This window comes from Afipia broomeae ATCC 49717, assembly GCF_000314675.2.
GTDB classification, from domain to species: Bacteria; Pseudomonadota; Alphaproteobacteria; order Rhizobiales; family Xanthobacteraceae; genus Afipia; species Afipia broomeae.
The window spans coordinates 2,530,369-2,552,263 of record NZ_KB375282.1 but is presented as its reverse complement, the minus strand read 5'-3'; the positions used below and the strand labels follow the sequence as shown (position 1 = coordinate 2,552,263).

Below are 21,895 nucleotides of genomic sequence, written 5' to 3'. Positions count from 1 at the left end.
AATGCATCGTACAGCCCGTTCGCGTTGAGTTGCTAGTCATTTCCATAGTCAGGTTCGTACTGGAGCTCCCGCTCTTGCTGGTCCTCATGGACATAGCTGAGGCCAGTTGCCTTGATCTCGTCGCTTCCTATAAGTGACAATTCGCAAGTCGGACAGCGAAACTCCTCGCCGATAAATTCACGGTCGACGATTTCCCAAACGGCATATTCATCGCGCTCTTCGCTGATATCCTCGCCAGTCTGTTCCCCTGTCATGAATGCACGGCACCCACATGAGGGGCAGGTTTCAACCCACACCTCGTCGAAACGATCTCTGAAAAGGGCTGCCTGATGCTGGGGCTCTCGCAATGTAGCTTCCGCGGCAAGGCGATCCCTTACGGATTTCTTTAACGCTTTGAATTTGTCCCTAGCAGCGTTCACGCGCAGTTTCACCGCTGCGTCGATAGCGTTCGCTGCTTCGTCGAGCAATCGGCGAGGAGCTTTGGCGTCGGTCGCTCCTAGCCAATGTTCTAACGACGAGCCCATCTCCTGAAGAACGGTATCGCAGGCGTGCCAATAACGCGCCTCCCAGGCGTCAAGCCGCATGGCGCGAAATGGCAGATCGGCGGAATGAAGCTCAGCGTTGCGACGTTCCGCAATGCCTTCGCAGAATTTCTGAATCGTTTTATCGAACCGCGGCACAAGGTGAGCTAGGCGTTCGAATAGTGTCTTCGCGGTGATCGTCTTGACGTCAGTTGTCACGTTGATGCCGGCGGCGACGAACATCGACTGCCAGTGTGTGGGATCGACGATGAGGCTAGGATGCTTGCGAGCGAGCGCAGCTTTTCCGAGCAGCTCGAGCGCCAGGGAAGCCCATAGTTGGTATTCGTCGAGATCCCCGAGGCTTTTTCTCGCTAGTGCGCGGCTCACGTAAACTTTGGATTTGGAATGGAGAGCTTCGCCGCTGATTGCAATGAAGACGTCGTCAGGCATCGATCAGAATCCTTGCTAGGCTCCGGCCCGAGTTGAGCTGGGAAGGGCCGCGTCCGTGCAGGACGCGCCAGTTGTCGATAATCAAAATGTCGTCTTGGCGCCATTCGTGGTTTTCGGATGAGGCGAGCGAAAGTCGACGCGCCAGAAGTTGCAACGCGGAGCGGCCGCGCTGCTCGACGCCTTCAACACAAGCAGGGTCATATCGGAGAAACGTCCGATCGGAAGACAGGATGGTCGAATAGAAAGAGCGGCGCCCAGTTCGCACGAGAACAGGGGCGCTTTCGAGGAGCTGAAAGTCGTCTGAGGAGAAGGCAAGGCTTCGCCAGTCGAGCAGCATCGTGGTAGCGCGCGGAGCACCTGGCGCCAGACACCCCAAGAGAAGGTACCTGCACGGCCTCGGTCGATGGCTAAGCTCGACGTGCAAAGGCAGGGCATCTAGGCCATATCGCGCGCTCAAGGAACGCGGATGAGCCTCTGGACTTCTTTGTGGCTGAACGACCTCCTCAAGCGCGCGGGCGCGTCCAAGTGCGCGCATCCCCAGGCTGTCGCCAAGCCACCGGATCTCGTTCAGCATAGCGTCGCTGCCAGAGTCAGCCGCGCGATGTTGGACCCACCCGCGTTGAGCCAGCACGGTGAGCACTGTGGGCCGACCGCGCATGGTCATCGTGCAGGTTGTGATGCCATCAGAGTTACCAATTCCGAGTTCGATAGATAGCTTTCAATCGAGACTTTGATACCCTGTCTTGAGGCTGACTTGAAAAGCTTTGTAATTAAAGTGCCGGACTGGGGGGCCGTTGGCGGTTGCGCGGACCAGAAATATGACGAGGCTCCCGATTCATTCCTGCTCGAACCTTGCGGTTGCAGCGCGAAGGTCGGCGAGGTCAACGCATCGTCCAGGATGGATATGACGCACGGGGGAGCCGCTCTTGAGCCGCCTCAGTCGTGGCCAAACGGTTCGCTATCGTGCGACGCGTAATTGCTATTCTGACAACGCGAAATTCTGTAATGATCTCAATGGGTCAAAAAGCTGCAAAATGTCAGAATGGCCGTTGAACGCACTTCAGAATTTTCTGACTTCCAAGCTGAATACGAGGGTTCGATTCCCTTCACCCGCTCCAAACCTTCCTTAAATTGATACCGGCAACGGTCTGAGCCCACCTCACGAGTCATCAAGCTTGTTGAGGTCGCGCACCGATTGCATGATCGGGTCGAAGTTCGCGCGCGCGTCGAGAGCGTCGAACAGTTGGGCCGTGTCGGACAGCAGCGCGTGAGATCGCTGAATCGCGATCCTCACGTCGTCATGAGGGGTGTCCGACAGGCGGCCATGGCCGGACAGCAGGATTTTCGAGTCCAGTCCCTTCAGCCGTTCCAGCGACTGGATGTAGTCGGCGATGCTTCCCGATCCGAACACGCCGCCCATGACGCCTCCGGGCATCAGGGTGTCGGCGGCGAACAGCAGCCCCTTGTCCTGATCGAACAGGCTGATGCACGCCGAGGTGTGGCCCGGGGTGTACATCACATTCAGCCGGAAGTTGCCGAGGTCGATCAGGTTGCCTTCCTCAAGCCAGATGTCGATGTCGATCGGCACATTCGGCTCGTTGAACATCTTGCGCAGCATCGAGAAGTCGTCGCGCAGCATGATCTTGTTCGCGGCCAGGCGATGGGCGGCGATGATTGTCCTGCCGTTGAAATGATACGCGGCGCCGATATGGTCGAGATGCTCATGGCTCAGCACGACCATGTCGATGTCAGCAGGCTTGATGCCAAGGTGCTGAAGGCATTCCAGCAGATGCGGATAGTTCGAAGACAGGCCGACATCGATCATGATGGTCCGCTTGCTGCCGCGGACCAGATAGGCGTTGGCGGCGCGGTTCTTGAACCGGATCTGATAGACGTCTTCGGCGGCCTGGATCAGGGAGCAGACGTCGTTGCTGAGAAGAATCGGAAAGGGCGAGGGTTTCCGGTCGCTCATGGCGCCGCGGTCCTGAAGTTGACGGCATTGGAGGCCCGCAGCCGTTTGCTCAGCGCATCCATGATCATCAGCGCGAAGGCCGGCTGCTGGCTGACGAGATAAACGAAGCGGGCGTGATTGATCCGCATCACACGGGTGCCGGCGATGGCGGCAACGGCACTGGCTGAGCGCGCGGAGCCGTCGATAACGGCCATTTCTCCGAAGAATTCACCCTTGCCGAGGGTGACGATGACAGTTCTGTCTGCCCCGGAATTCTTGACAATGTCGACCTTGCCGTCGAGCACCACGAACAGCTCGCGGCCGGTCGATCCTTCCTCGAAAATCATCTCCGAGGCGTCATACTCGTTGATACATTTCTCAATTGTCATAGTGCAGCCCAGCCGTCCGGCACCGGTTACGCCCCGTCATACTAGGACGGAATCCGGAGGGCGCAATCGATACGTCCGGCTGGCGCCCGTTACCGCAGGGCACAAACGCACAGGCCGGCCGGGCCGGGCGTCATGCAGGCTTCATGTTCGCCATCACCATCGTTGCGACATCGGTATAGGTATTCACCAGCGGCCCGACGATCTTGTGCATCGCGTTCTTCGACACCAGCGTGTCGTGCATCACGAGGTGATCGATGCCGGTGGTCAGGAAGCAGATCACGGCGTCGCGCGGGGTCTCGATGATCGGCTCGCCCTTGACGTTGAACGACGTGTTGATGAGGACCGGCACGCCGGTGAGGGCGTCGAACTCCTTCAGCAGCCGGTAGAGTGTCGGATTGGTTTCCTCGCGAACCGTCTGCACCCGCGCCGTGCCGTCGACATGGACGATGGCGGGAATCCTGTTGCGCCATTCGGGGCGGACGTTCTTGGCGATCAGCATGAAGGGCGAGTCTTCCTCGCCCTCGAAGATGTCCTTCGCGCGCTCGTAGAGAACGATCGGTGCGAAGGGGCGGAACGGCTGGCGATGCTTCACCCGGCTGTTCAGGATGTCCTTCATCTCGGGCTTGCGCGGATCGGCCAGCAGGCTGCGATTGCCCAGCGCGCGCGGGCCGAACTCCGAGCGGTCCTGAAACCAGCCGATCACCTTCTGGTCGGCGAGCAGTTTTGCGGTATCGCGAGCGATGTTGTCGCTTTTCGTTCGCGTCGTCTGAATGCTGACGAGCGGTTTTGAGATCGCGTCGCTCACCTCCTGATCGGAATAGCGGCGGCCGACATAGGAATGATCCATCACAAATGAACGCGGTTGCTTGAGGATTTCCAGCCAGCCGTAATAGGCGCAGCCGATCGCGATGCCGTCATCGCCTGCGGCCGGCTGAATCCAGACATTCTCGAAGCCCGACTCGCGGGCAACGCGGCCGTTGGCGACGCAGTTCAGCGCCACACCGCCCGCGATGCATAGATTTTTCGCACCCGTGGTTTCGCGCAGCCACGCCGCGCGGGCGAGCAGCACCTTCTCGGTATCGTCCTGAACGCGCCAGGCGAGATCCTCCCAGTGCTTCATCAGCGGGCTGGTCTCCCACTTCTCGCCGCTGTCCGCGATGTAGGGTTTGTTCAGCTCGGAGGTCCAGCGCGGAACGGTGAGGACGTTGTCCTTGATCTGCATCAGCGGCTTGACGTTGCCGTGCCGTCCGTAAGGGGCGAGGCCCATCAGCTCGCCGCACTTGTTCCAGTCGCCGAAGATGTAGGTCGATGCGCGGCTGTAGAGCGCGCCGAGGCCGGGCATGTTGTAGAATTCGTCGCTAAGGAAGCCGCGATCGGGCTCCATCCAGACCTTCTTGAGGCATTCGAGCTTCTCGCCCGAGAATTTGTAGTAGCTCTCCGACTCGCGCGCCAACGGCGTCGCGGTGTCTGTGGCGGGAAACGGCTCATTGACGTCGGAGCGATAGCTGCCGACGCCGTCGACAATCATGATCGCGCCTTCCTCGAAGGGGGAGACGGCGAACGCGCTGTAGGCGTGGGCGAGGTGATGGGAGATCGACACCATCTTGTCGGAGCGCGACAGGAAGTAGGGATGGCTCTTGGCATCCGCTCTCTCGTATTCCGGCAGGAAGCCCGGCAGGTCCTGGTAGAGCAGGCGGTCCTCCATTTCAGGAACCGGCAGGATGTAACAGTTGCGGACCACCAGATCGACGTCGTCGAGGGTGATGCCTTCGGCTTCGAGGCAGTAGTCGATGACTTCCTTGTAGAAGCCGCTGGCGTGCTTCTCGCGGGTGATGCGCTCCTTGGCGATCGCGTAAGCGATTTCGCCATCCCGCAGCAGACAGGCGCTCACGTCGTGGTCGTAGGTGTTGAGGCCGAGAACGTAAATGTGTGTTTTGGGCATGGACCAACTTTCGGAGCGGCGGGCTTAAACGCTTGGTGACGGAAAAAGTTCGGATGGTTCAAACGTGTCTCGCAATTGCGAAGATATTTCGTTCAGCATGATGAACAACGGTTCAGCAGGAAGCGGGACGTACTCAGAATAGCGTGACGTGCGATGCATTGACCGGCGAGGCGGGATGATCCTAATCTGTTACCGGATGAATCGTGTAGAGTAGTCTTGTTTTTGACTATCTATTTTCCGAACGTGCCTGAACGGGACGCAGGCTCGCGAGTTGAATACGCGGAAGTGCTCCACGGCGTTTCCGGAAATGGAGGTTCTCTTTATGACTCAGATCAAGACACGTTCGAACTTCTTCAAACGTGCCCTGGCGGCGGCAGCGTTGGTGCTGGTCTATTCGATCAGCTTCATCGGCACGTCGTTCGTTGTCGCGACCTCGACGTCGACCTCGGCGGAAGCCCGTGGTCGTGGCGGTGGCGGTCGCGGTGGTGGACGGGGTATTGGCCGCGGCCGTGGCGGCGGTTGGGGTCGTGGCTGGGGTCGCGGTCGCGGATACTATCGTGGCCGCGGTTACGGCTATGGCTTCATCGCTCCAGGCTGCTACTGGAGCCCGCGCTGGGGCCGGACGATCTGCCCGTACTGATCGGCTGCTCGCTCACGCGAGTTGAAAAAATGCGAGGTGCGGCGGTCTCCGTCGCACCTCTTTCATTTTGGTAATGCTGTTTACCGGCTGTCGCCGGAATGTCACCCGGCCAGATCTGCCGCGATCAGGATTTTCGAAAGCCTGACGCGCGAACAAGAGGCGTCGCGGCATCGGCGCCGCCGACCAGTGCGTCTTTCGCGGTCGATACAATCCGCCGGATGATGTCGTCGACATCATTCAAGTCGCACAATCCTCCTGACAGCTTCTTCAACCGCTCGCTGTCGGTCACGGTCTGCCGGATCATCGCCAGCGCGAAGTGCAGGCCCCAGTAGATATCGACTTCGTCGCGATGGGGCAGGGCGAGGCGCAGTGCCGTCGCAAATCGCTGCAGGTGGCGGAATTCCTTATCCACGATCTTCTTGATCGGCGGCACGGTCTCGACCGAGGCGCGGGTCATGAAGCGGGCGGCGGCCGAGCGCTGCAGGTCGGGGCTGAGGCACCACCGCAGCGGCGGACCAACCAGCGCGCGCAAAATCGCCTCGACACTCGGACGGCCGCCGCCTTCCAGCTCCGCGGCTTTCAGTTCGGCGAACCGCTCGCGGTTCAGCACCGTGGTGCGGCTGATGAACAGTTCGGCGAGCAATTCGTCCTTGGAGCCGAAATGATAGTTCACCGCGGCCAGATTGACGCCGGCGGCGGCCACGATGTCACGCATCGTGACTTCGCCGAAACTACGCTCTGCCCAGAGCATTTCGGCGGCGGTGAGAATGGCGGTTTTCGTTTGGTCGCTCGACATAGAAGCCATGCAAAGTGAGAGATGCCATGCAAATGCGGAAAAGCTGTTCCGCGCTGCAAAATCATATCAAACATTTGTTTGATTGTCACTTGTCATTCAAACAAATGTATGAAATCAACCTAGCAGCAAGATTGCAGCGCGGCAAGCCGTTCACGCGAGGATCAGACAACGTCAACATTGCTGACGTTGATGTCCGGGTGGACAGGTGGTCGCGAGTGTTGCAAGACCATCGTTAACTAACAACAAGAGAGGATCGTCCTATGGATTTCACAATGTCCGCGCGTCAGACCGAGTGGCGCAACCGCGTTATTGCGTTCATGGACAAGCATGTTCGCCCGGCCGCCCCGATCTACAAGGAACAGGATGCGAAGGGTGATCGCTGGAAAGTGATTCCGGTCCTCGAAGACCTCAAGAAGAAGGCGAAGGCCGAAGGCCTCTGGAACATGTTCATGCCGCCGAACGAGCATGAAGACGACGAATTCCGCGGCGCGGGCTTGACCAACCTCGAATACGCGCCGCTCGCGGAGCAGATGGGCCACTTCTACTGGGCCTCCGAAGTGTTCAACTGCTCGGCGCCAGATACCGGCAACATGGAAGTGTTCATGCGGTACGGCACCAAAGAGCAGAAGCGCCAGTGGCTGAAGCCGCTGATGAACGGCGAAATCCGCTCGGCGTTCCTGATGACCGAACCTGCCGTCGCTTCGTCCGACGCGACCAACATCGAAACCAGCATCAAGCGCGACGGCGATCACTATGTGATCAACGGACGCAAGTGGTGGTCGTCGGGCGCCGGCGATCCGCGCTGCAAGATCGCGATCCTGATGGGCAAGACTGATCCGACCGCCGCCCGCCACCAGCAGCAGTCGCAGATTCTCGTTCCGCTCGACACGCCCGGCATCACGATTGAAAAGATGCTGCCGGTGTTCGGCTTCGACGACGCGCCGCACGGCCATGCGCAGATCCTGCTCGAGAACGTGCGCGTGCCGGCCAGCAACATTCTGCTCGGCGAAGGCCGCGGCTTCGAAATCGCGCAGGGCCGCCTCGGTCCGGGCCGCATCCACCACTGCATGCGCACCATCGGCGCCGCCGAAGAGGCGCTCGAGAAGATGGTCAAGCGTCTGTCGTCGCGTACCGCGTTCGGCAAGAAGATCATCGAGCAGTCGGTGTGGGAACAGCGTATCGGCGAAGCGCGCACCAACATCGAAATGACCCGTCTGCTCTGCCTCAAGGCGGCGGACATGATGGACAAGGTCGGCAACAAGGCTGCGCAGACCGAAATCGCCATGATCAAGGTCGCGGCGCCGAACGTCGCGCTCAAGATCATCGACGATGCGATCCAGGCATTCGGTGCCGCGGGTGTGTCCGACGAAGCCGGTCTCGCGAAGTCCTACGCCGGCATCCGCACGCTGCGTCTGGCGGACGGACCCGACGAGGTTCACAACCGGGCCATTGCACGGCTTGAGCTTCGGAAGTATTCCAATCACTAACTGAAATAGAAGAGATTGGGAGACGTCGTGGCTGAGCAGGTAAGGCAAGACGAGGATTACTCAGGCACAATGGAAGTCGAGGAACGTCATCGGATCGATGACGTTCGTCTCGATGCCTGGATGCGTGAGAATGTCGAGGGCTATCAAGGTCCTTTGACCGTTCTTCAATTCAAGGGCGGTCAGTCGAATCCGACCTACCGGCTCAATACGCCGACAAAATCCTACGTGATGCGGCGCAAGCCGTTCGGCAAACTTCTGCCGTCGGCTCACGCCGTGGATCGCGAATTCAAGGTGATCGCCGCCCTGCATGCGCAGGGTTTTCCGGTGGCGCGCGCTTACGCGCTCTGCATGGACGACACGGTGATCGGCGCGGCCTTCTACATCATGTCGATGGAAGAGGGGCGCGTGTTCTGGAATCCCACACTGCCGAGTCTCGAGCCCAAGGAACGTCACGCGGTCTTCACCTCGAAGATCGAGACGCTGGCGAAGCTGCACAGTTACGATCCGGAGAAGATCGGGCTGGGCGACTTCGGCAAGCCGGGAAATTATTTCGCGCGTCAGGTCGATCGCTGGACCAAGCAGTACCGGGCTTCCGAAACCGATCTGATTCCGGAAATGGAAAAGCTGATCGAGTGGCTGCCGAAGACCGTGCCGACGCAGAAGCGCGTGTCGATCGTGCATGGCGACTATCGCATCGACAACATGATATTCCATCCCACCCAGCCGAAGGTTATTGCGGTGCTGGATTGGGAACTGTCGACGCTCGGCGATCCGATGGCGGACTTCGCCTACCTGCTGATGCAGTGGGTCATGCCGGGACTCGATGGCGCCGATTTCAAGGCGCTGAATATTCCGAGCATGGAAGAGGCGGAAGCCATCTATTGCAAGGCCGCGGGTGTTCCGCCGATCGAGAATCTCAACTGGTACTTCTCGTACAACCTGTTCCGGCTCGCGGGAATTTTGCAGGGCATAGCCAAGCGCATTCAGGACGGCACCGCCTCCAACGCCAAGGCTGATGCGTCGGCCGCGCGCCGCATTCCCCTGGCGCAGGCATCGTGGGCCTACGCCCAGAAGGCCGGCGCAAGCTGACGCGCAAACAAATCCGGCGTGACGCGCGTCAGCGCGCGTCCGCTCACTTCAAATCAAAAATCGGGAGAACGTCATGGGTCGCCTCGAGGGCAAGTCTGTCATCATCACCGGCGCGGGCAGCGGCATCGGCCGCGCGGCATCGCTGATGTTCACCAAAGAAGGCGCGAAGCTGATCGCGGTCGACAAGACCGAGGGCGTCAAGGAAACCGTCGAGCAGGTGCGCAAGGCAGGTGGCACCGCGGAAGCCGTGATGGCAGATGCAGGCCTTGAGGATGACGTGAAGGGTTTCATCGCCAAGGCGATCTCTGCTTACGGCAAGCTCGACGCGATCTGGGCCAATGCCGGCATCGGCGGCGGTCTGATCCCGCTCGCGGAGCAGACGCCGGAGCATTGGCAGGAAGTTCTGCGCGTCAATCTGATCGGGCCGTTCCTCGCGGTGAAGCATTCCATTCCGCACATGGTGAAGCAGGGCCATGGCGCCATCGTCTGCACCGCGTCGGTCGCAGGCCTCAAGGCCAATGCCAGCGGTCATCCCTATGCGGCGAGCAAGGCGGGTGTCATCAGCCTGGTGCAGACCACGGCATACTCTCTCTCCGGCACCAATGTCCGCATCAACGCGGTGTGCCCGGGACTGATCGAGACCGGCATGACCAAACCGATTTTCGACAATGCGAAAGAGCGTGGCACCGAAGGCAAGATCGGCCAGCTCAATCCGCTCAAGCGTCCGGGCCAGCCGCATGAACTCGCGGCAATGGGATTGTTTCTCGCCAGCGACGAAGCGTCTTACGTCAACGGCCAGGCTTTCCCGGTCGACGGCGGTCTGACCGCCTCGATGCCTTACGCCGGCAAGCCGATCTGAGTTGAAACGATGTCGAATGCACCCGCCAAGCCTTTTCTGGTCCAGCATGCCATTCCCGCCGGGGTGACATCGACACGCTGGTGGTGGGTGCGGCACGCGCCGGTTCGCACCGACGGCGGAAACATCTACGGCCAGTTCGATATCGATTGCGATTGCAGTGACAGCGTGGTGTTCGCGGGTGTCGCGAAATTCCTGCCGAGGGATGCCGTCTGGTTTTCCAGCAATCTGAAGCGCACCCACCAGACCGCCGCAGCGATCTGGGCGGCAGGGTTGCCGAAGCCGGATCAGATGCATCAGGACAAGGCGTTCGCCGAACAGGATCTCGGCGAGTGGCAGGGCATGAACCGCGCCGCGTTCTTCGCCGCGCGTCCGGCGTCGATCGCAAGCTACTGGTTCGCGCCTGCGCACGAGCGCGCGCCGGGCGGCGAGAGTTTCAACGATCTGTTCGACCGGACGGTGGCAGGCATCAAGCGCATCAACGCGGAGCATGCAGGCAAGGACATCGTCTGCGTCTCGCACGGCGGCCCGATCAAGGCGGCGATCGCGCATGCGCTCGGGCTTGAGGCCGGCGCCGGATTCGCTTTCACCATCGACAACTGCTCGGTGACGCGGCTCGATTATCTCACGAGCGACGGCCACACCGGCTGGCGCGTGCCGATGATCAACCAGCAGCCATGGATTGCCAGCCACGCCCACGATGCCATGCATCAGCCGGCGGGACCGGAAGTCACCAACAAGCTTGGATAGCGATAAGCGGCAGCGCCGCACGCATAGGGAGAGAAGCGCATGACCTTGTTCGACATGACCGGAAAGACGGCCGTCATCACAGGTTCGACGAAAGGCATCGGCCGCGCGATCGCGGAGCGCATGGTGGAGCATGGCGCGCAGGTCGTGATCTCGTCGCGCAAGCAGGATCAGTGCGATCAGGTGGCGAAGGAAATCAACGACAAGTTCGGCAAGGGCAAGGCGATCGCCGTCGCCGCCAACATCTCCAGTAAGGAAAACCTCCAGAATCTGGTCGACGAAGCCAACCGCGCCTACGGCAAGATCGATGTGCTGGTCTGCAACGCGGCGTCGAACCCGTACTATGGGCCGCTCGCGGGTATCTCCGACGATCAGTTCAGCAAGATTCTCGGCAACAACATCGTCGCCAACAACTGGCTTATCAGCATGGTGGTGCCGCAGATGATCGCGCGCAAGGACGGCTCGATCATCATCGTCTCGTCCATCGGCGGCCTGAAGGGCTCGACCATTCTCGGCGCCTACGCGATCTCGAAGGCCGCCGACATGCAACTCGCGCGCAATCTGGCCTGCGAGTACGGTCCGCACAACGTGCGCGTGAACTGCATCGCGCCGGGCCTGATCAAGACCGATTTCGCCAAGGCGCTGTGGGACAATCCCGATAACCTGAAAGCGTCCACCGCGCGTTCGCCGCTGCTGCGCATCGGCATTCCCGATGAGATCGCAGGCGCGGCGGTGTTCATGGGATCGGCGGCCGGCAACTTCATGACCGGCCAGACGGTTGTGATCGACGGCGGCGCGACGATTAGCTGATCTTCGATTCGTCATTCCGGGGCGCGCGGCAGCGCGAGCCCGGAATCTCGTTGCGTGAATCTGGATTCCGGGTTCAACCCTGCGGGCTGCCCAGGAATGACGGCGGTTTATTCCACCGCCGCGTAGACGAGGCTGCGCACCAGCGTGCGGAAGTATTCGCGCTGGCCGGGACCCTGGCTCAGGAACAGCGCGAACAGGTCTTCCTTCGGATCGATCCAGAAGAATGTGCCTGCCATGCCGCTCCAGAAATACTGGCCGACGGAGCCCGCGAACGGCGCCATGCCTTCGTGCGTGCGCACAGCGAAGCCGAGGCCGAAGCCATGGCCCGCTGGCACCAGATGGCTTTCGACCTTCACGTTTGCAGCGAGGTGGTTCGACGCCATGAAGGCCAGCGTCTTGCGTCCGATCACGCGATTGCCGTCGAGGGCGCCGCCGCTGAGCAGCATCTGGCAGAAGCGCGCGTAATCCATCGCGGTGGAGACCAGTCCGCCGCCGCCGGATTCCATCTTCGGAATTTCCAGCGGATCGAACAGCATTACCTTGTCGCCGGACCACGGATCGGCCGGGAAGGGCTGTGCGATACGCGACTTGTTGTCCTGCGCAGTGTGAAAGCCGGTCTCGTTCATCTGAAGCGGATTGAGGATGCGCTCACTGAGGAAAGCGCTGAGCGTCTTGCCGGAGACGACCTCGATGACGCGGCCGAGAATATCGGTCGAGCGGCTGTAATTCCATTCCGCGCCCGGCTGGCACATCAGCGGCATGCCGGCGATCAGCTTGGCGTGCTCTTCGTTGGTGATGTCACGGCGGAAGACTTTCGACTTCGCGTACATCCGCTGCACCATGCCTGCGCCGGTGATCTCGTAGGAAATGCCGGAGGTGTGGCGCAGCAGGTCCTGAATGGTGATCGGCCGCACCGGCAGCGCATATTCCATCGCGCCGTTACGTTCGACGCCGACCTTCTGATTAGCGAACTCCGGAATGTATTTGGCGAGGGGATCGTTGAGCAGGATGTAACCGTCTTCGACCAGCATCATGATGCCGAGCGACACCAGCGGCTTGGTCATCGAGAAGATGCGGAAGATGCTGTCGCGCGCCATCGCCGTGCTGCCGGCGGGATCCTGCTTGCCCTGCGCCTCGAACCAGCCGATCTGCCCGCGCCGCGCCACCATCGACACCACGCCGGGCGTCGTGCCCTTGTCGATCTCGCGCTGGAAGGCATCGCGCATCCGCTCCAGGCGCAGCGCGGAAAGGCCGATCGCTTCCGGTTTGGCTGAAGGAAGAGCAGGGGTTGCCTTGGCTGCGCTTGGCGTGGCGTGGACGTTCATGGAGCCTCCGGAGTTTTCTTGTTCTGAAATTGCTGGCCGAGCTTGGCCCAGCACGTGATCTTTGAACAGATCGCAGCGCAATACAATTATAAGTAGACAATATCCCTCGCTTCCCCCTATTTCTCGCTTGGGCTGAAGAGACAGAAACGGCGGGGGCTGTATGTCGAGATTTTTGGGGCTGGCACGGCTTTTCGCCGTGCTTGCGGGTACGTTTGTGCTCGCTGGTTGCGTGACCGCGAAAAATTCACTTTCGCAAGACGATATTTCCAGCATGAAACTGACGGATGTCACCGTCAGTTTTGCTCCCGATGCGAGCATACAGTGGGAGGACGGCATCCGGGCCTACGCTACGGCAAAGGCTATCCCCGACGACCAGATTGCGACGGCGACGAATACGCCGGAAGCGAAAGCCTATGCTCAGAGTCTACTGGCGCCGCGGATCAAGGCGGGCGTCGAGAAGGCGATGGCCGGTCAGCTCAACGGCACACGACCGGTGCGCCTCAACATCGTCATCCGCAGTTTCACCATTTCGCCGGCAATTCAGCGCGTGGTGATTGGCGGCGGTCATGGCATGGTTGCGGACGCAAATCTCGTCGATGCACGGACAGGCGCCACCATCATGGCCCATCCGAAGCTGGGTGTGGCGTTGATCGTGGGGCAGGGCGTTCTGGGGACCGCGGTTCAGGCCGCGATTGACAGTGCCTCAACGCAGAGCACCGCTGATAAAATAGCCGACCGCTACGGCGAGAGCTATCGTGAGTGGCTGTTGCGCAAAACGTCGTAACACTGACCGATCGCTCGACATGAAAAAGCCGCCCCACAGAATGGAGCGGCTTCAAATCACCGTCGAAATTCGGTCCGGCTTACGCCGCCCGGACCTCGCGCAGGAAGGCGTCGACCTGTGCCTTCAGTGTTTCGCCGTTTTGTGAAAGCTCGGCGGCGGATGAAACGACCTGATCGGCGGCGACGCCGGTCTCGCGTGCCGCATCGCGGACACCGACGATGTTGGCCGAAACTTCACCCGTGCCCTTCGCAGCTTGCGAAACGTTATGCGCGATCTCGCGGGTTGCCGCGCCTTGCTCCTCGACGGCTGACGCAATCGCGCTCGCGATCTCGTTGACCTTGCCGATGGTGCGGGTGATGCCGTCGATGGCTTCGACCGAGGTTCGCGTTGCCGACTGGATCGCGCCGACCTGCGCCGAAATCTCGTCGGTCGCCTTCGATGTCTGGCTGGCCAGCGCCTTCACTTCGGAAGCGACAACCGCAAACCCCCGTCCGGCCTCGCCGGCGCGGGCCGCTTCGATGGTTGCGTTGAGGGCGAGCAGGTTGGTCTGCGCGGCGATCTCGCTGATCAGTTTCACCACGTCGCCGATCTTCTGCGCGGCGAGCGCCAGGCCCTGAACTTCAGCGTTGGTCTGGTTCGCTTGCTGAGCAGCATGACCGGCAACCTGCGCGGATTCATTGACCTGCTGGGCGATCTCGTTAATCGAGGCGTTGAGTTCCTCGATCGCTGCGGCGACGGCCTGCGCATTGGCCGATGCCTCTTCGGACGCGTCGGCTACCGCCGTCGTCTGCTTGGTTGCTTCCTCCGCGGTACGGGCCATGCTCTCAGCGGTGTTGCGCAACTCGGTCGAGGCTGCGCCCACGGCATTCACGACACCGCCGACGCCGGTTTCAAACCGCTCTGCCAGCGCGAGCACGGTGCTGCGGCGTTCTTTCTCCGAGGCAATGCGCTGGTCTTCCTGTGCCGCCCGCAACCGGCCGGTCTCGACCAGACTGTCCTTGAACACCTCGACCGCGCGCGCCATCGAGCCGATCTCGTCGCGGCGATTTCCGCCGGGCACAACGACGTCGTGCTGGCCTGATGTGATCGCGCGCATCGCGCCCTGCAGCGCGACGATGGGGCGCGCCAATCCGCGGCCCACCCAGGCAGCGATCAGGATCGCGATCAGGACGGCGGCAACAGCGCCTGCTGCGAGCCACTTGGCGGAGTTCGAGGCGAGTTCTTCATAGTCCCTGGTGTTGCGGATGATCTCGACCACAGCAACAGGCTGGCCCGAGAAATTCTTGAGCGGACCGAATGTCGTGGCTGTCGGCTGGCCGTCTAATGTGCCCATGAGGAAAATGGATTCCCCTGTCAGGGCGCGCTTCAGAGTGGCGGGCGCGGCGGTTGCGGCCTTCACCGTCGACGCGAGAGTCTGCACCTTGTCGTCGTTGATCTGATGGATGGCGACATCGACGCCGAAGCGCGACTTCATCGAATTCACGAAGGTCTCCCCGAACGGCGCGCCGACGTCGACCGTGCCGAGCAGGGTCTCGCCGTCCATAATCGGCGTCGCGCCGAAGATGTTGAGAACGTCGCGGCCGGCTTCGACACCGCCGATCGGTTTTTTCGTCGCGAACGACTGAACGATCATCTTGCGGCGGGCAGTGACGTCGTCGCCGAATGCCTTCGGATTGTGAACCCGGGTGAGGGCAACTCCCGGCGGTATCTGGATGGTGATAAGCTCAATACCGAGCGGCTTGATGTCTTTCAGTGTCTTGTCGAGCAGCGCGTTGATACCTGCGCGGTCCTGCGCGCGTATCATAGGCTTCAGTTCGGGGATGTTCGCCACGGTGTTGGCCACCGCCTGCACGGCGCGCGTATCGGACTCCATGGCGCCGATCATGTTCGCGTAGTCGGATTGCAACTCGCGATGGAGGGCGAGATCGACGGCCGTGTTTTGCCGCCAGAGGCCGAATGCGGCCAGCCCTGCGCAGGAGGCGGCCGCCACCAGTGAAATCGCGATCATTATCCGGGCGGAAACGGACCAAAGTTTGCGCATCGTGTCCCCAAAAAATCCTGAGCCATCACAGAGAATTCTGTTGGGGAGTTTTTACGAACTTTGAATCAACACCGGGTTAAGGCCCTCGTTGGCGGCTCATTCAGCCGCTGAGGGTGTCTCGTTCGCCTGGTGGCGCGGCTCGGAGGAGGGCGCCACCATGCTCAAATGGAAGACGAGACCCGAGGGCGGGTAGCGGAAATTGCAGTCGCCGCCGAGTTGCCGGCTGAGGTTTGTGATCAGGCGCGTGCCGAAACCTTCTTCTGCGGGCGGGGTCACGGATGGGCCTCCGCTCTCGCTCCAGATCAGGCTGACGATCGTGCCCCTCGGGTCGTCGCGGGTCATCCAGCCAATGGTGACGCGGCCGTTTTCGTTCGACAGCGACCCGTATTTGAGCGCGTTGGTGCAGAGTTCGTGCAGGATCATCGCCATCGGCACGGCGGTCGTCGGCGGCAGATCGACCTCCGGTCCCGAGATTGTGACGCGATGTCCGCGATCCTGATGCAAAGGCGCCATCGCGGCCTCCGCGATTTCCGACAGGCTGGCGTGCTGCCAGTTCTTCCGGGTCAGGAGGTCGTGGCCGCGCACCAGAGCCTGAAGGCGCTCGTGAAACTGGCGCAGCGCTTCGGGCCCCTGACTGTGGCGAAAGCTCAAGCTCGCAATCGACTGCACGGTGGCAAGGGTGTTCTTCACACGATGGGCAAGCTCGTGAACCAGAATCTCGCGCCGTTCTTCGGCGGTCGCGCGTTGCTCTTCGCGCATCGCGTTCTCGTCCATCAGCCGGTCGAAGGTTTGCCCGAGAACGCCGATCTCGTCGTCGCGGCCGACGATGCCGGTTCGCGCGGCATCGTGACCGCGCCGCCAGGCCTCGGCCGTCGCCACCATGCGCATCAGCGGCCGGCGGATAATGCTCTCGCCGACCAGCCAGGCCAGCAGGAACGCGACGGCGCTTCCGAGCGCGAACAGCGCGATGCTGTTGCGGACGGCGCGATCGATGGGCCCGAACGCTTCGCTGTGCGCGATACCGCTGCTGACATAAAGGCCGAACGGAGTCGCCGACGCGGGGAGGAAGCCGATGATGCGCGCCACGCCGTCGATCCCGACAATGTCGTCGGTTGCCGGCGCGGACATTCCGATCCTGCCGAGGCTATCGGTCAGTTTCGTGCCGACAAACTTTTCAGGCGCGGGTTCGCGCGACACCACGATGCCGTTGCGGTCGGCGATCAGGATGGTGCCGCCGCGCGGGACGCCGCGCTGCTTCAACTGCTCCCCGAGCCATTCTAGGTTGAGGCCGGCCACCACCGCGCCTTCGACCTTGCCGTCCCGGATGATCGGGACCGCCATCGGAATGATGTTGCGGTCCGAGATCTTGCTGACGGTAAAGGGGCCAATCGCGAATTTCTTCTGATCGACAGCCTCGCGAAAGTATTCACGCCCCGCGAGATTCGGCGAGGCGAGACTTGGCTCGCTGAAGCAGCGGATATTGCCGTCCAGACCGACGATCAGAAGAGAGGTCAGCGGCTCGACATGCGGACGGACCCGCACGACATAATCGGTGCACGCGGTGCTGTTGAGCCGGCTGACCTCGTCTGCCTCCGCTACGGCGCGAAGCGAGGCCTGTATGCCGTCGAAAATCTGGCCGACTTCGGAGGCGACGACCTGTGCGTTGCGCAGCGCGTCGCCCCGGACCTCGGCATAGCGCGTATTGCGCAGATCGAACGCGCCGTAGGCGACTGCGGCAAGGCCGGGCAGGGATGCAACAAGAGTAAGCGCCAGCAGCCGGTGGGTGAGCGACATGCGGCGTATGGCGTTGCGAAGCGGCAAACCGTTTTCATCCCCACCGGTTGAGCTTTTAGTTAATGTACGCGGCACATCCGGTGTCGGCAATCGCCAGAAACCGGGTTCCATCAGCAGGTTAATTGCCAGGAAATTGTCCTGAAATTCTCCGAGAAATCAGCGAGAAATCGCCGACAGGGGACGTGACGCCGCAAAGATCGTTCGCTATAGAGGCGGCATACAGGGGTGTAGCTCAGTTGGTAGAGCATCGGTCTCCAAAACCGAGGGTCGCAGGTTCGAGTCCTGCCGCCCCTGCCAGATTTGGCCGTACAAATACGTGTTTCTGGCCCTTGGCCCGCTCCCCGAACCTTGACCTGACGCCCGTCCCACAGTAGATAACGGCACCTGCTGCCGGCCCGCTTTGACGGATATCCGGCGCGGCATTGAAATCCCCGGACAATCGAGCCCGCTTGGCGGCTCATCCTTCAAACGAGGGTTGGGCGCAGTAAACATTGGCGTGCGAGGGCTGTCCGGATTCCTGAAATAACTGAAATCACGCCAGGATACGACGTTTTCCCGGCATTATGGATGCGGACCTCAGACGATGGCTCTCAGCCCGTTCAAATTTCTGCAGGAAGTGCGCTCGGAGACCGCGAAGGTCACCTGGCCGACCCGCCGCGAGACCATGATCACCACGATCATGGTATTCATCATGGTCGCGGTGTCCTCAGTGTTCTTCTTCGTCGCGGATCAGATCATCCGCGTCCTGATTACTTTCCTTCTCGGCATTCATGCCTGAGCGCGGAACCGAAACAATGAGCATGCGCTGGTACATCGTTCACGCCTATTCGAACTTCGAGAAGAAGGTCTCCGAATCGATTCGCGAGCAGGCCAAGCAGCGCGGACTTGAAGATCTCTTCGAGCAGGTGCTGGTGCCGACCGAGAAGGTCACGGAAGTCCGCCGCGGCCGCAAGATCGACGCCGAACGCAAGTTCTTTCCGGGCTACGTGCTGGTGAAGATGAACCTCACCGACGAAGCGTTTCATCTCATCAAGAACACGCCCAAGGTGACGGGCTTCCTCGGCGCGGAAAACAAGCCGATGCCGATTTCGGAAGCCGAAGCCATGCGCATCCTGCATCAGGTGCAGGAAGGCGTGGAGCGTCCGAAGGCGTCGGTGTCGTTCGAGATCGGCGAGAACGTGCGCGTGGCCGATGGCCCGTTCGCCTCGTTCTCCGGCGTGGTCGAGGAAATCGACGAAGCGCGTTCGCGCGTGAAGGTCGCGGTGTCGATCTTCGGACGTGCGACGCCTGTCGAACTGGAATTCGGTCAGGTCGAAAAGGTCTGATCGTTTCCGCCATCATCTGATGGCGGTGAGAATGCCGTGGGAGGAGACAGCCGGTCGCCAGCCGCCTGTTGAACCGCACCACGGTCCTAAGAAGGTCCGGAATGGTCCGGATCGTTTGAAGGAGTAAAGTATGGCTAAGAAAGTGACCGGATACCTGAAGCTTCAGGTCCCGGCCGGTGCGGCGAACCCGTCGCCTCCGATCGGTCCCGCGCTTGGTCAGCGCGGCCTCAACATCATGGAATTCTGCAAGGCGTTCAACGCGCAGACGCAGAAGGAAGAAAAGAACACCCCGATCCCGGTGGTCATCACCATCTATGCGGACCGGTCGTTCACGTTTGAGATGAAGACCCCGCCGATGTCCTACTTCCTCAAGCAGGCGGCGAAGATCCAGTCCGGCTCCAAGGCGCCGGGCCGCGACGTCGCAGGCAAGGTGACCAAGGCGCAGGTGCGCGAGATCGCCGAGAAGAAGATGAAGGATCTCAATTGCGATACCGTCGAAGCGGCCATGAAGATGGTCGAGGGCTCTGCCCGTTCGATGGGTCTCCAGGTGGCGGGGTAACGATCATGGCTATTGGCAAGAAACTTGCGAAGGCCCGTGAGGGTATCGATCGTGAGCACCTCTATCCGCTGACCGATGCGGTGAAGATGGTCAAGGAACGCGCTTCGGCGAAGTTCGACGAGACCATCGAGATCGCGATCAACCTCGGTGTCGATCCGCGTCACGCCGACCAGATGGTGCGCGGCGTTGTCACCCTGCCGAACGGCACCGGCCGCACGCTGCGCGTCGGCGTGTTCGCGCGCGGCGCCAAGGCTGAAGAAGCCAAGGCTGCGGGTGCGGACGTCGTCGGTGCTGAAGACCTCGTTGAAAAGGTCCAGGGCGGCGCGATCGATTTCGATCGTTGTATCGCAACCCCTGACATGATGCCGCTGGTCGGCCGTCTCGGTAAGGTGCTCGGCCCGCGTGGCATGATGCCGAACCCGAAGATCGGCACCGTGACCATGGACATCGCCAACGCCGTCAAGGGCGCCAAGGGCGGTTCGGTCGAGTTCCGTGTTGAGAAGGCCGGCATCGTGCAGGCTGGCATCGGCAAGGCCTCGTTCTCGGAAGAAAAGCTCATCGAAAACATCAAGGCGCTCGCCGACGCAGTCGTGAAGGCGAAGCCTGCTGGCTCGAAGGGCACCTACGTTCAGCGCGTTGCGGTCTCCTCGACGATGGGTCCGGGCGTGAAGGTCGAGCCGGGCAGCCTGCACTGACAGGCAACGGCTTGTGAATGATTTGAAGGCGGAGCAGGGATAACACCTACTCCGCCTTTTTCTTTGTGCTCCAGTGGACGTTCAGCAATGGCCCAACAAGTCCTGATCTATTCACAATTTCCCAAGGCGCTGATGGTGCGCATCGGCGAGCGTTACGACCTGCTGGACGGCAAGGGCAGGCCGCCGATCGAGACATTTACCGCAGAGCAGTTGAAGCCGATCCGTGCTCTGATCACGGCAGGGGGGCAGGCAATACCCGCAGCAGTGCTGGATACGCTGCCGTCGCTCGGCGCGATCATCTGCTACGGCACCGGCTATGACGGAGTGGATTTCGCCGAGACGAAGAAGCGCAATATCGTTGTCGGCCATTCGCCAGCGGCGAACGCAGCCTCGGTCGCCGATCTCGCGGTGACGCTGATGCTGGCGACGACCCGGCGACTGATTCCAGCGGATGCCTACGTGCGCAGCGGCGGATGGTCGGGAAAGCAGCCGTCGCCGTCGATGCGGCCAGGTCCCGGCATGACCGGCCGCAAGATCGGCGTTTATGGGATGGGTGAGATCGGCCGCAAGATCGCAGCACGCTGCGCGGCGTTCGAGACCGAAGTCGCATACTTCAGCCGCAGCAGGCATGATGTTCCTTATGAATATCACACGAGTCTGGCGTCGCTGGCCGAATGGTCCGACATTCTCATGGTGGCGGTGCGCGCCGGCAAAGATACCCAGCACGCCGTCAACGCGGATATTTTGAAGAAGCTCGGCCCGCAGGGCACCGTCGTGAACATTTCACGCGGGTCGGTCATCGATCAGAAGGCGCTGGTTGCTGCACTTGAGAGCAACGCGATCGCTGGCGCGGGTCTCGATGTTTATGAAAAAGAGCCGCACGCGCCGGACGCGCTCACGAAGCTGCCCAATGTCGTGCTGACGCCGCACATCGGCGGTCACACGGTCGAGTCGCATATCGCCATGCAGGACTGCACGCTGGCCAATCTCGATGCCTTCTTTTCAGGCAAGCCCCTCCGCTATCCGGTTGCGTGAAGCCGGAAAATAAAACTGTCATCATCTGTGTCGCGGATGCTGACATATGTAAGAAGCCGCAACGCAAACTGCGATGCTTCGTTCCTCGCGCATTGAAAAAATTTGTATCGCCGCAGCGCACATTAGTTTGATTGCTGATTAGAACGAGTCGAATGTAGTGTTCGCCTTCGAATTTACGAAGGAGACCCGCGATGGCGGCATTCGTACTCAAGATCAACGGCGGCGAACATCGTGTGGATGTCGACCCGCAAACACCTCTTCTCTGGGCAATCCGCGACGGCGCGGGACTGATGGGCACCAAGTACGGCTGCGGTGTCGCGCAATGCGGCGCATGCACGGTGTATCTCGATGGCCAGCCGGTACGCTCGTGTTCAATGCCGGTCTCGGCGGTGGGCGCCATCGAAATCACAACCATCGAAGGCATCAAGAGCCGTGAAGCCCAGGCTGTGCAAAAGGCGTGGGTCGCGCTCGATGTGCCGCAATGCGGTTACTGCCAGTCCGGACAGATCATGAGCGCGACGTCGCTGCTTACGCTCAATCCGAAGCCGACGGATGAAGACATCGATCTCGCAATGAACGGCAACATTTGCCGCTGCGCCACCTATGTCCGGATTCGCGCCGCGATCCACGACGCCGCCAAGTCGCTGGAGGGCTGAGCC

At 61.1% G+C, this 21,895-nt stretch carries 22 protein-coding genes and 1 tRNA gene; 14 read left to right on the top strand and 9 right to left on the bottom strand.

Features of this window, described 5'->3' with window-relative positions; translation table 11 throughout:
* Positions 1-32: 32 nt before the first annotated feature.
* The 5 genes from HMPREF9695_RS11895 to HMPREF9695_RS11875 form a co-directional block, all read right to left on the bottom strand.
* A complete protein-coding gene (locus HMPREF9695_RS11895) occupies positions 33-971 on the bottom strand; it encodes a hypothetical protein (RefSeq protein WP_006021104.1) in 939 nt (312 codons plus the stop codon).
* Positions 964-1,308 (bottom strand): TauD/TfdA family dioxygenase, encoded by a 345-nt coding sequence (locus tag HMPREF9695_RS26950; protein WP_245258747.1) that lies wholly within the window; start codon positions 1,306-1,308, stop codon positions 964-966. The genes HMPREF9695_RS11895 and HMPREF9695_RS26950 overlap by 8 nt, the downstream gene beginning before the upstream one ends.
* Before the next feature lie 822 nt (positions 1,309-2,130).
* A complete protein-coding gene (locus HMPREF9695_RS11885; RefSeq protein ID WP_006021102.1) occupies positions 2,131-2,943 on the bottom strand; it encodes an MBL fold metallo-hydrolase in 813 nt (270 codons plus the stop codon).
* A complete protein-coding gene (locus HMPREF9695_RS11880; RefSeq protein WP_006021101.1) occupies positions 2,940-3,311 on the bottom strand; it encodes a Crp/Fnr family transcriptional regulator in 372 nt (123 codons plus the stop codon). The genes HMPREF9695_RS11885 and HMPREF9695_RS11880 overlap by 4 nt, the downstream gene beginning before the upstream one ends.
* Positions 3,312-3,441: 130 nt before the next feature.
* Entirely contained in the window at positions 3,442-5,253 is a 1,812-nt protein-coding gene (locus tag HMPREF9695_RS11875; protein ID WP_006021100.1) for a carbamoyltransferase family protein, read from the bottom strand.
* A gap of 307 nt (positions 5,254-5,560) precedes the next feature.
* Between HMPREF9695_RS11875 and HMPREF9695_RS11870 the strand changes: the two genes are divergently transcribed.
* Complete coding sequence (locus HMPREF9695_RS11870; protein WP_208856386.1) at positions 5,561-5,893, top strand: hypothetical protein; 333 nt, start codon at positions 5,561-5,563, stop codon at positions 5,891-5,893.
* Between the two features lie 124 nt (positions 5,894-6,017).
* Here HMPREF9695_RS11870 and HMPREF9695_RS11865 read toward each other — a convergent pair whose 3' ends face one another.
* Entirely contained in the window at positions 6,018-6,689 is a 672-nt protein-coding gene (locus tag HMPREF9695_RS11865) for a TetR/AcrR family transcriptional regulator (RefSeq protein WP_006021098.1), read from the bottom strand.
* 260 nt (positions 6,690-6,949) lie between these two features.
* Between HMPREF9695_RS11865 and HMPREF9695_RS11860 the strand changes: the two genes are divergently transcribed.
* The 5 genes from HMPREF9695_RS11860 (at position 6,950) to HMPREF9695_RS11840 (ending at position 11,678) form a co-directional block, all read left to right on the top strand.
* A complete protein-coding gene (locus HMPREF9695_RS11860) occupies positions 6,950-8,176 on the top strand; it encodes an acyl-CoA dehydrogenase family protein (protein WP_006021097.1) in 1,227 nt (408 codons plus the stop codon).
* A 27-nt stretch (positions 8,177-8,203) separates the two neighbouring features.
* A complete protein-coding gene (locus HMPREF9695_RS11855) occupies positions 8,204-9,265 on the top strand; it encodes a phosphotransferase family protein (protein WP_006021096.1) in 1,062 nt (353 codons plus the stop codon).
* Positions 9,266-9,338: 73 nt separating this feature from the next.
* The gene (locus HMPREF9695_RS11850; RefSeq protein WP_006021095.1) at positions 9,339-10,124 is read left to right on the top strand and encodes an SDR family NAD(P)-dependent oxidoreductase; all 786 of its coding nucleotides are present in this window, start codon (positions 9,339-9,341) and stop codon (positions 10,122-10,124) included.
* Between the two features lie 9 nt (positions 10,125-10,133).
* Positions 10,134-10,871 carry a histidine phosphatase family protein gene (locus HMPREF9695_RS11845; RefSeq protein WP_006021094.1) on the top strand — a complete coding sequence of 246 codons (738 nt, stop codon included), beginning with the start codon at positions 10,134-10,136 and terminating at the stop codon, positions 10,869-10,871.
* A 39-nt stretch (positions 10,872-10,910) separates the two neighbouring features.
* A complete protein-coding gene (locus HMPREF9695_RS11840; protein WP_006021093.1) occupies positions 10,911-11,678 on the top strand; it encodes an SDR family NAD(P)-dependent oxidoreductase in 768 nt (255 codons plus the stop codon).
* A gap of 107 nt (positions 11,679-11,785) precedes the next feature.
* Here HMPREF9695_RS11840 and HMPREF9695_RS11835 read toward each other — a convergent pair whose 3' ends face one another.
* Complete coding sequence (locus HMPREF9695_RS11835; protein WP_006021092.1) at positions 11,786-13,003, bottom strand: serine hydrolase domain-containing protein; 1,218 nt, start codon at positions 13,001-13,003, stop codon at positions 11,786-11,788.
* Between the two features lie 271 nt (positions 13,004-13,274).
* On the opposite strand from HMPREF9695_RS11835, the gene HMPREF9695_RS11830 reads away from it, so the two are divergent.
* Entirely contained in the window at positions 13,275-13,787 is a 513-nt protein-coding gene (locus HMPREF9695_RS11830; protein ID WP_245258746.1) for a DUF6778 family protein, read from the top strand.
* A gap of 79 nt (positions 13,788-13,866) precedes the next feature.
* Here HMPREF9695_RS11830 and HMPREF9695_RS11825 read toward each other — a convergent pair whose 3' ends face one another.
* The gene (locus tag HMPREF9695_RS11825) at positions 13,867-15,828 is read right to left on the bottom strand and encodes a methyl-accepting chemotaxis protein (RefSeq protein WP_006021090.1); all 1,962 of its coding nucleotides are present in this window, start codon (positions 15,826-15,828) and stop codon (positions 13,867-13,869) included.
* Positions 15,829-15,924: 96 nt separating this feature from the next.
* Positions 15,925-17,622, bottom strand: a complete 1,698-nt coding sequence (locus tag HMPREF9695_RS11820; RefSeq protein ID WP_006021089.1) for a sensor histidine kinase — start codon at positions 17,620-17,622, stop codon at positions 15,925-15,927.
* Between the two features lie 221 nt (positions 17,623-17,843).
* On the opposite strand from HMPREF9695_RS11820, the gene HMPREF9695_RS11815 reads away from it, so the two are divergent.
* From HMPREF9695_RS11815 to HMPREF9695_RS11785, 7 genes are all read left to right on the top strand, one after another.
* Positions 17,844-17,919, top strand: a tRNA-Trp gene (locus tag HMPREF9695_RS11815).
* A 286-nt stretch (positions 17,920-18,205) separates the two neighbouring features.
* Positions 18,206-18,400: a preprotein translocase subunit SecE gene (gene secE / locus HMPREF9695_RS11810; RefSeq protein WP_006021088.1), complete on the top strand. Its 195-nt coding sequence runs from the start codon at positions 18,206-18,208 to the stop codon at positions 18,398-18,400.
* A 16-nt stretch (positions 18,401-18,416) separates the two neighbouring features.
* Entirely contained in the window at positions 18,417-18,947 is a 531-nt protein-coding gene (nusG, locus tag HMPREF9695_RS11805) for a transcription termination/antitermination protein NusG (protein WP_006021087.1), read from the top strand.
* 130 nt (positions 18,948-19,077) lie between these two features.
* Positions 19,078-19,506: a 50S ribosomal protein L11 gene (rplK, locus tag HMPREF9695_RS11800; RefSeq protein WP_002712322.1), complete on the top strand. Its 429-nt coding sequence runs from the start codon at positions 19,078-19,080 to the stop codon at positions 19,504-19,506.
* A 5-nt stretch (positions 19,507-19,511) separates the two neighbouring features.
* Complete coding sequence (gene rplA, locus HMPREF9695_RS11795) at positions 19,512-20,201, top strand: 50S ribosomal protein L1 (RefSeq protein WP_006021086.1); 690 nt, start codon at positions 19,512-19,514, stop codon at positions 20,199-20,201.
* 87 nt (positions 20,202-20,288) lie between these two features.
* Positions 20,289-21,236, top strand: coding sequence for a 2-hydroxyacid dehydrogenase (locus HMPREF9695_RS11790; RefSeq protein WP_006021085.1), 948 nt, complete (start codon positions 20,289-20,291; stop codon positions 21,234-21,236).
* A gap of 191 nt (positions 21,237-21,427) precedes the next feature.
* Positions 21,428-21,892 carry a (2Fe-2S)-binding protein gene (locus HMPREF9695_RS11785; RefSeq protein ID WP_006021084.1) on the top strand — a complete coding sequence of 155 codons (465 nt, stop codon included), beginning with the start codon at positions 21,428-21,430 and terminating at the stop codon, positions 21,890-21,892.
* Positions 21,893-21,895: the final 3 nt, after the last annotated feature.

What these genes read in the sequence shown, in the direction of transcription:
- HMPREF9695_RS11895 (WP_006021104.1), bottom strand. Translation starts at nt 971, where the DNA reads ATGCCTGACGACGTCTTCATTGCAATCAGCGGCGAAGCTCTCCATTCC.
- HMPREF9695_RS26950 (WP_245258747.1), bottom strand. Translation starts at nt 1,308, where the DNA reads ATGCTGCTCGACTGGCGAAGCCTTGCCTTCTCCTCAGACGACTTTCAG.
- HMPREF9695_RS11885 (WP_006021102.1), bottom strand. Translation starts at nt 2,943, where the DNA reads ATGAGCGACCGGAAACCCTCGCCCTTTCCGATTCTTCTCAGCAACGAC.
- HMPREF9695_RS11880 (WP_006021101.1), bottom strand. Translation starts at nt 3,311, where the DNA reads ATGACAATTGAGAAATGTATCAACGAGTATGACGCCTCGGAGATGATT.
- HMPREF9695_RS11875 (WP_006021100.1), bottom strand. Translation starts at nt 5,253, where the DNA reads ATGCCCAAAACACACATTTACGTTCTCGGCCTCAACACCTACGACCAC.
- HMPREF9695_RS11870 (WP_208856386.1), top strand. Translation starts at nt 5,561, where the DNA reads ATGGAGGTTCTCTTTATGACTCAGATCAAGACACGTTCGAACTTCTTC.
- HMPREF9695_RS11865 (WP_006021098.1), bottom strand. Translation starts at nt 6,689, where the DNA reads ATGTCGAGCGACCAAACGAAAACCGCCATTCTCACCGCCGCCGAAATG.
- HMPREF9695_RS11860 (WP_006021097.1), top strand. Translation starts at nt 6,950, where the DNA reads ATGGATTTCACAATGTCCGCGCGTCAGACCGAGTGGCGCAACCGCGTT.
- HMPREF9695_RS11850 (WP_006021095.1), top strand. Translation starts at nt 9,339, where the DNA reads ATGGGTCGCCTCGAGGGCAAGTCTGTCATCATCACCGGCGCGGGCAGC.
- HMPREF9695_RS11845 (WP_006021094.1), top strand. Translation starts at nt 10,134, where the DNA reads ATGTCGAATGCACCCGCCAAGCCTTTTCTGGTCCAGCATGCCATTCCC.
- HMPREF9695_RS11840 (WP_006021093.1), top strand. Translation starts at nt 10,911, where the DNA reads ATGACCTTGTTCGACATGACCGGAAAGACGGCCGTCATCACAGGTTCG.
- HMPREF9695_RS11835 (WP_006021092.1), bottom strand. Translation starts at nt 13,003, where the DNA reads ATGAACGTCCACGCCACGCCAAGCGCAGCCAAGGCAACCCCTGCTCTT.
- HMPREF9695_RS11830 (WP_245258746.1), top strand. Translation starts at nt 13,275, where the DNA reads ATGAAACTGACGGATGTCACCGTCAGTTTTGCTCCCGATGCGAGCATA.
- HMPREF9695_RS11825 (WP_006021090.1), bottom strand. Translation starts at nt 15,828, where the DNA reads ATGCGCAAACTTTGGTCCGTTTCCGCCCGGATAATGATCGCGATTTCA.
- HMPREF9695_RS11820 (WP_006021089.1), bottom strand. Translation starts at nt 17,622, where the DNA reads ATGTCGCTCACCCACCGGCTGCTGGCGCTTACTCTTGTTGCATCCCTG.
- secE (WP_006021088.1), top strand. Translation starts at nt 18,206, where the DNA reads ATGGCTCTCAGCCCGTTCAAATTTCTGCAGGAAGTGCGCTCGGAGACC.
- nusG (WP_006021087.1), top strand. Translation starts at nt 18,417, where the DNA reads ATGAGCATGCGCTGGTACATCGTTCACGCCTATTCGAACTTCGAGAAG.
- rplK (WP_002712322.1), top strand. Translation starts at nt 19,078, where the DNA reads ATGGCTAAGAAAGTGACCGGATACCTGAAGCTTCAGGTCCCGGCCGGT.
- rplA (WP_006021086.1), top strand. Translation starts at nt 19,512, where the DNA reads ATGGCTATTGGCAAGAAACTTGCGAAGGCCCGTGAGGGTATCGATCGT.
- HMPREF9695_RS11790 (WP_006021085.1), top strand. Translation starts at nt 20,289, where the DNA reads ATGGCCCAACAAGTCCTGATCTATTCACAATTTCCCAAGGCGCTGATG.
- HMPREF9695_RS11785 (WP_006021084.1), top strand. Translation starts at nt 21,428, where the DNA reads ATGGCGGCATTCGTACTCAAGATCAACGGCGGCGAACATCGTGTGGAT.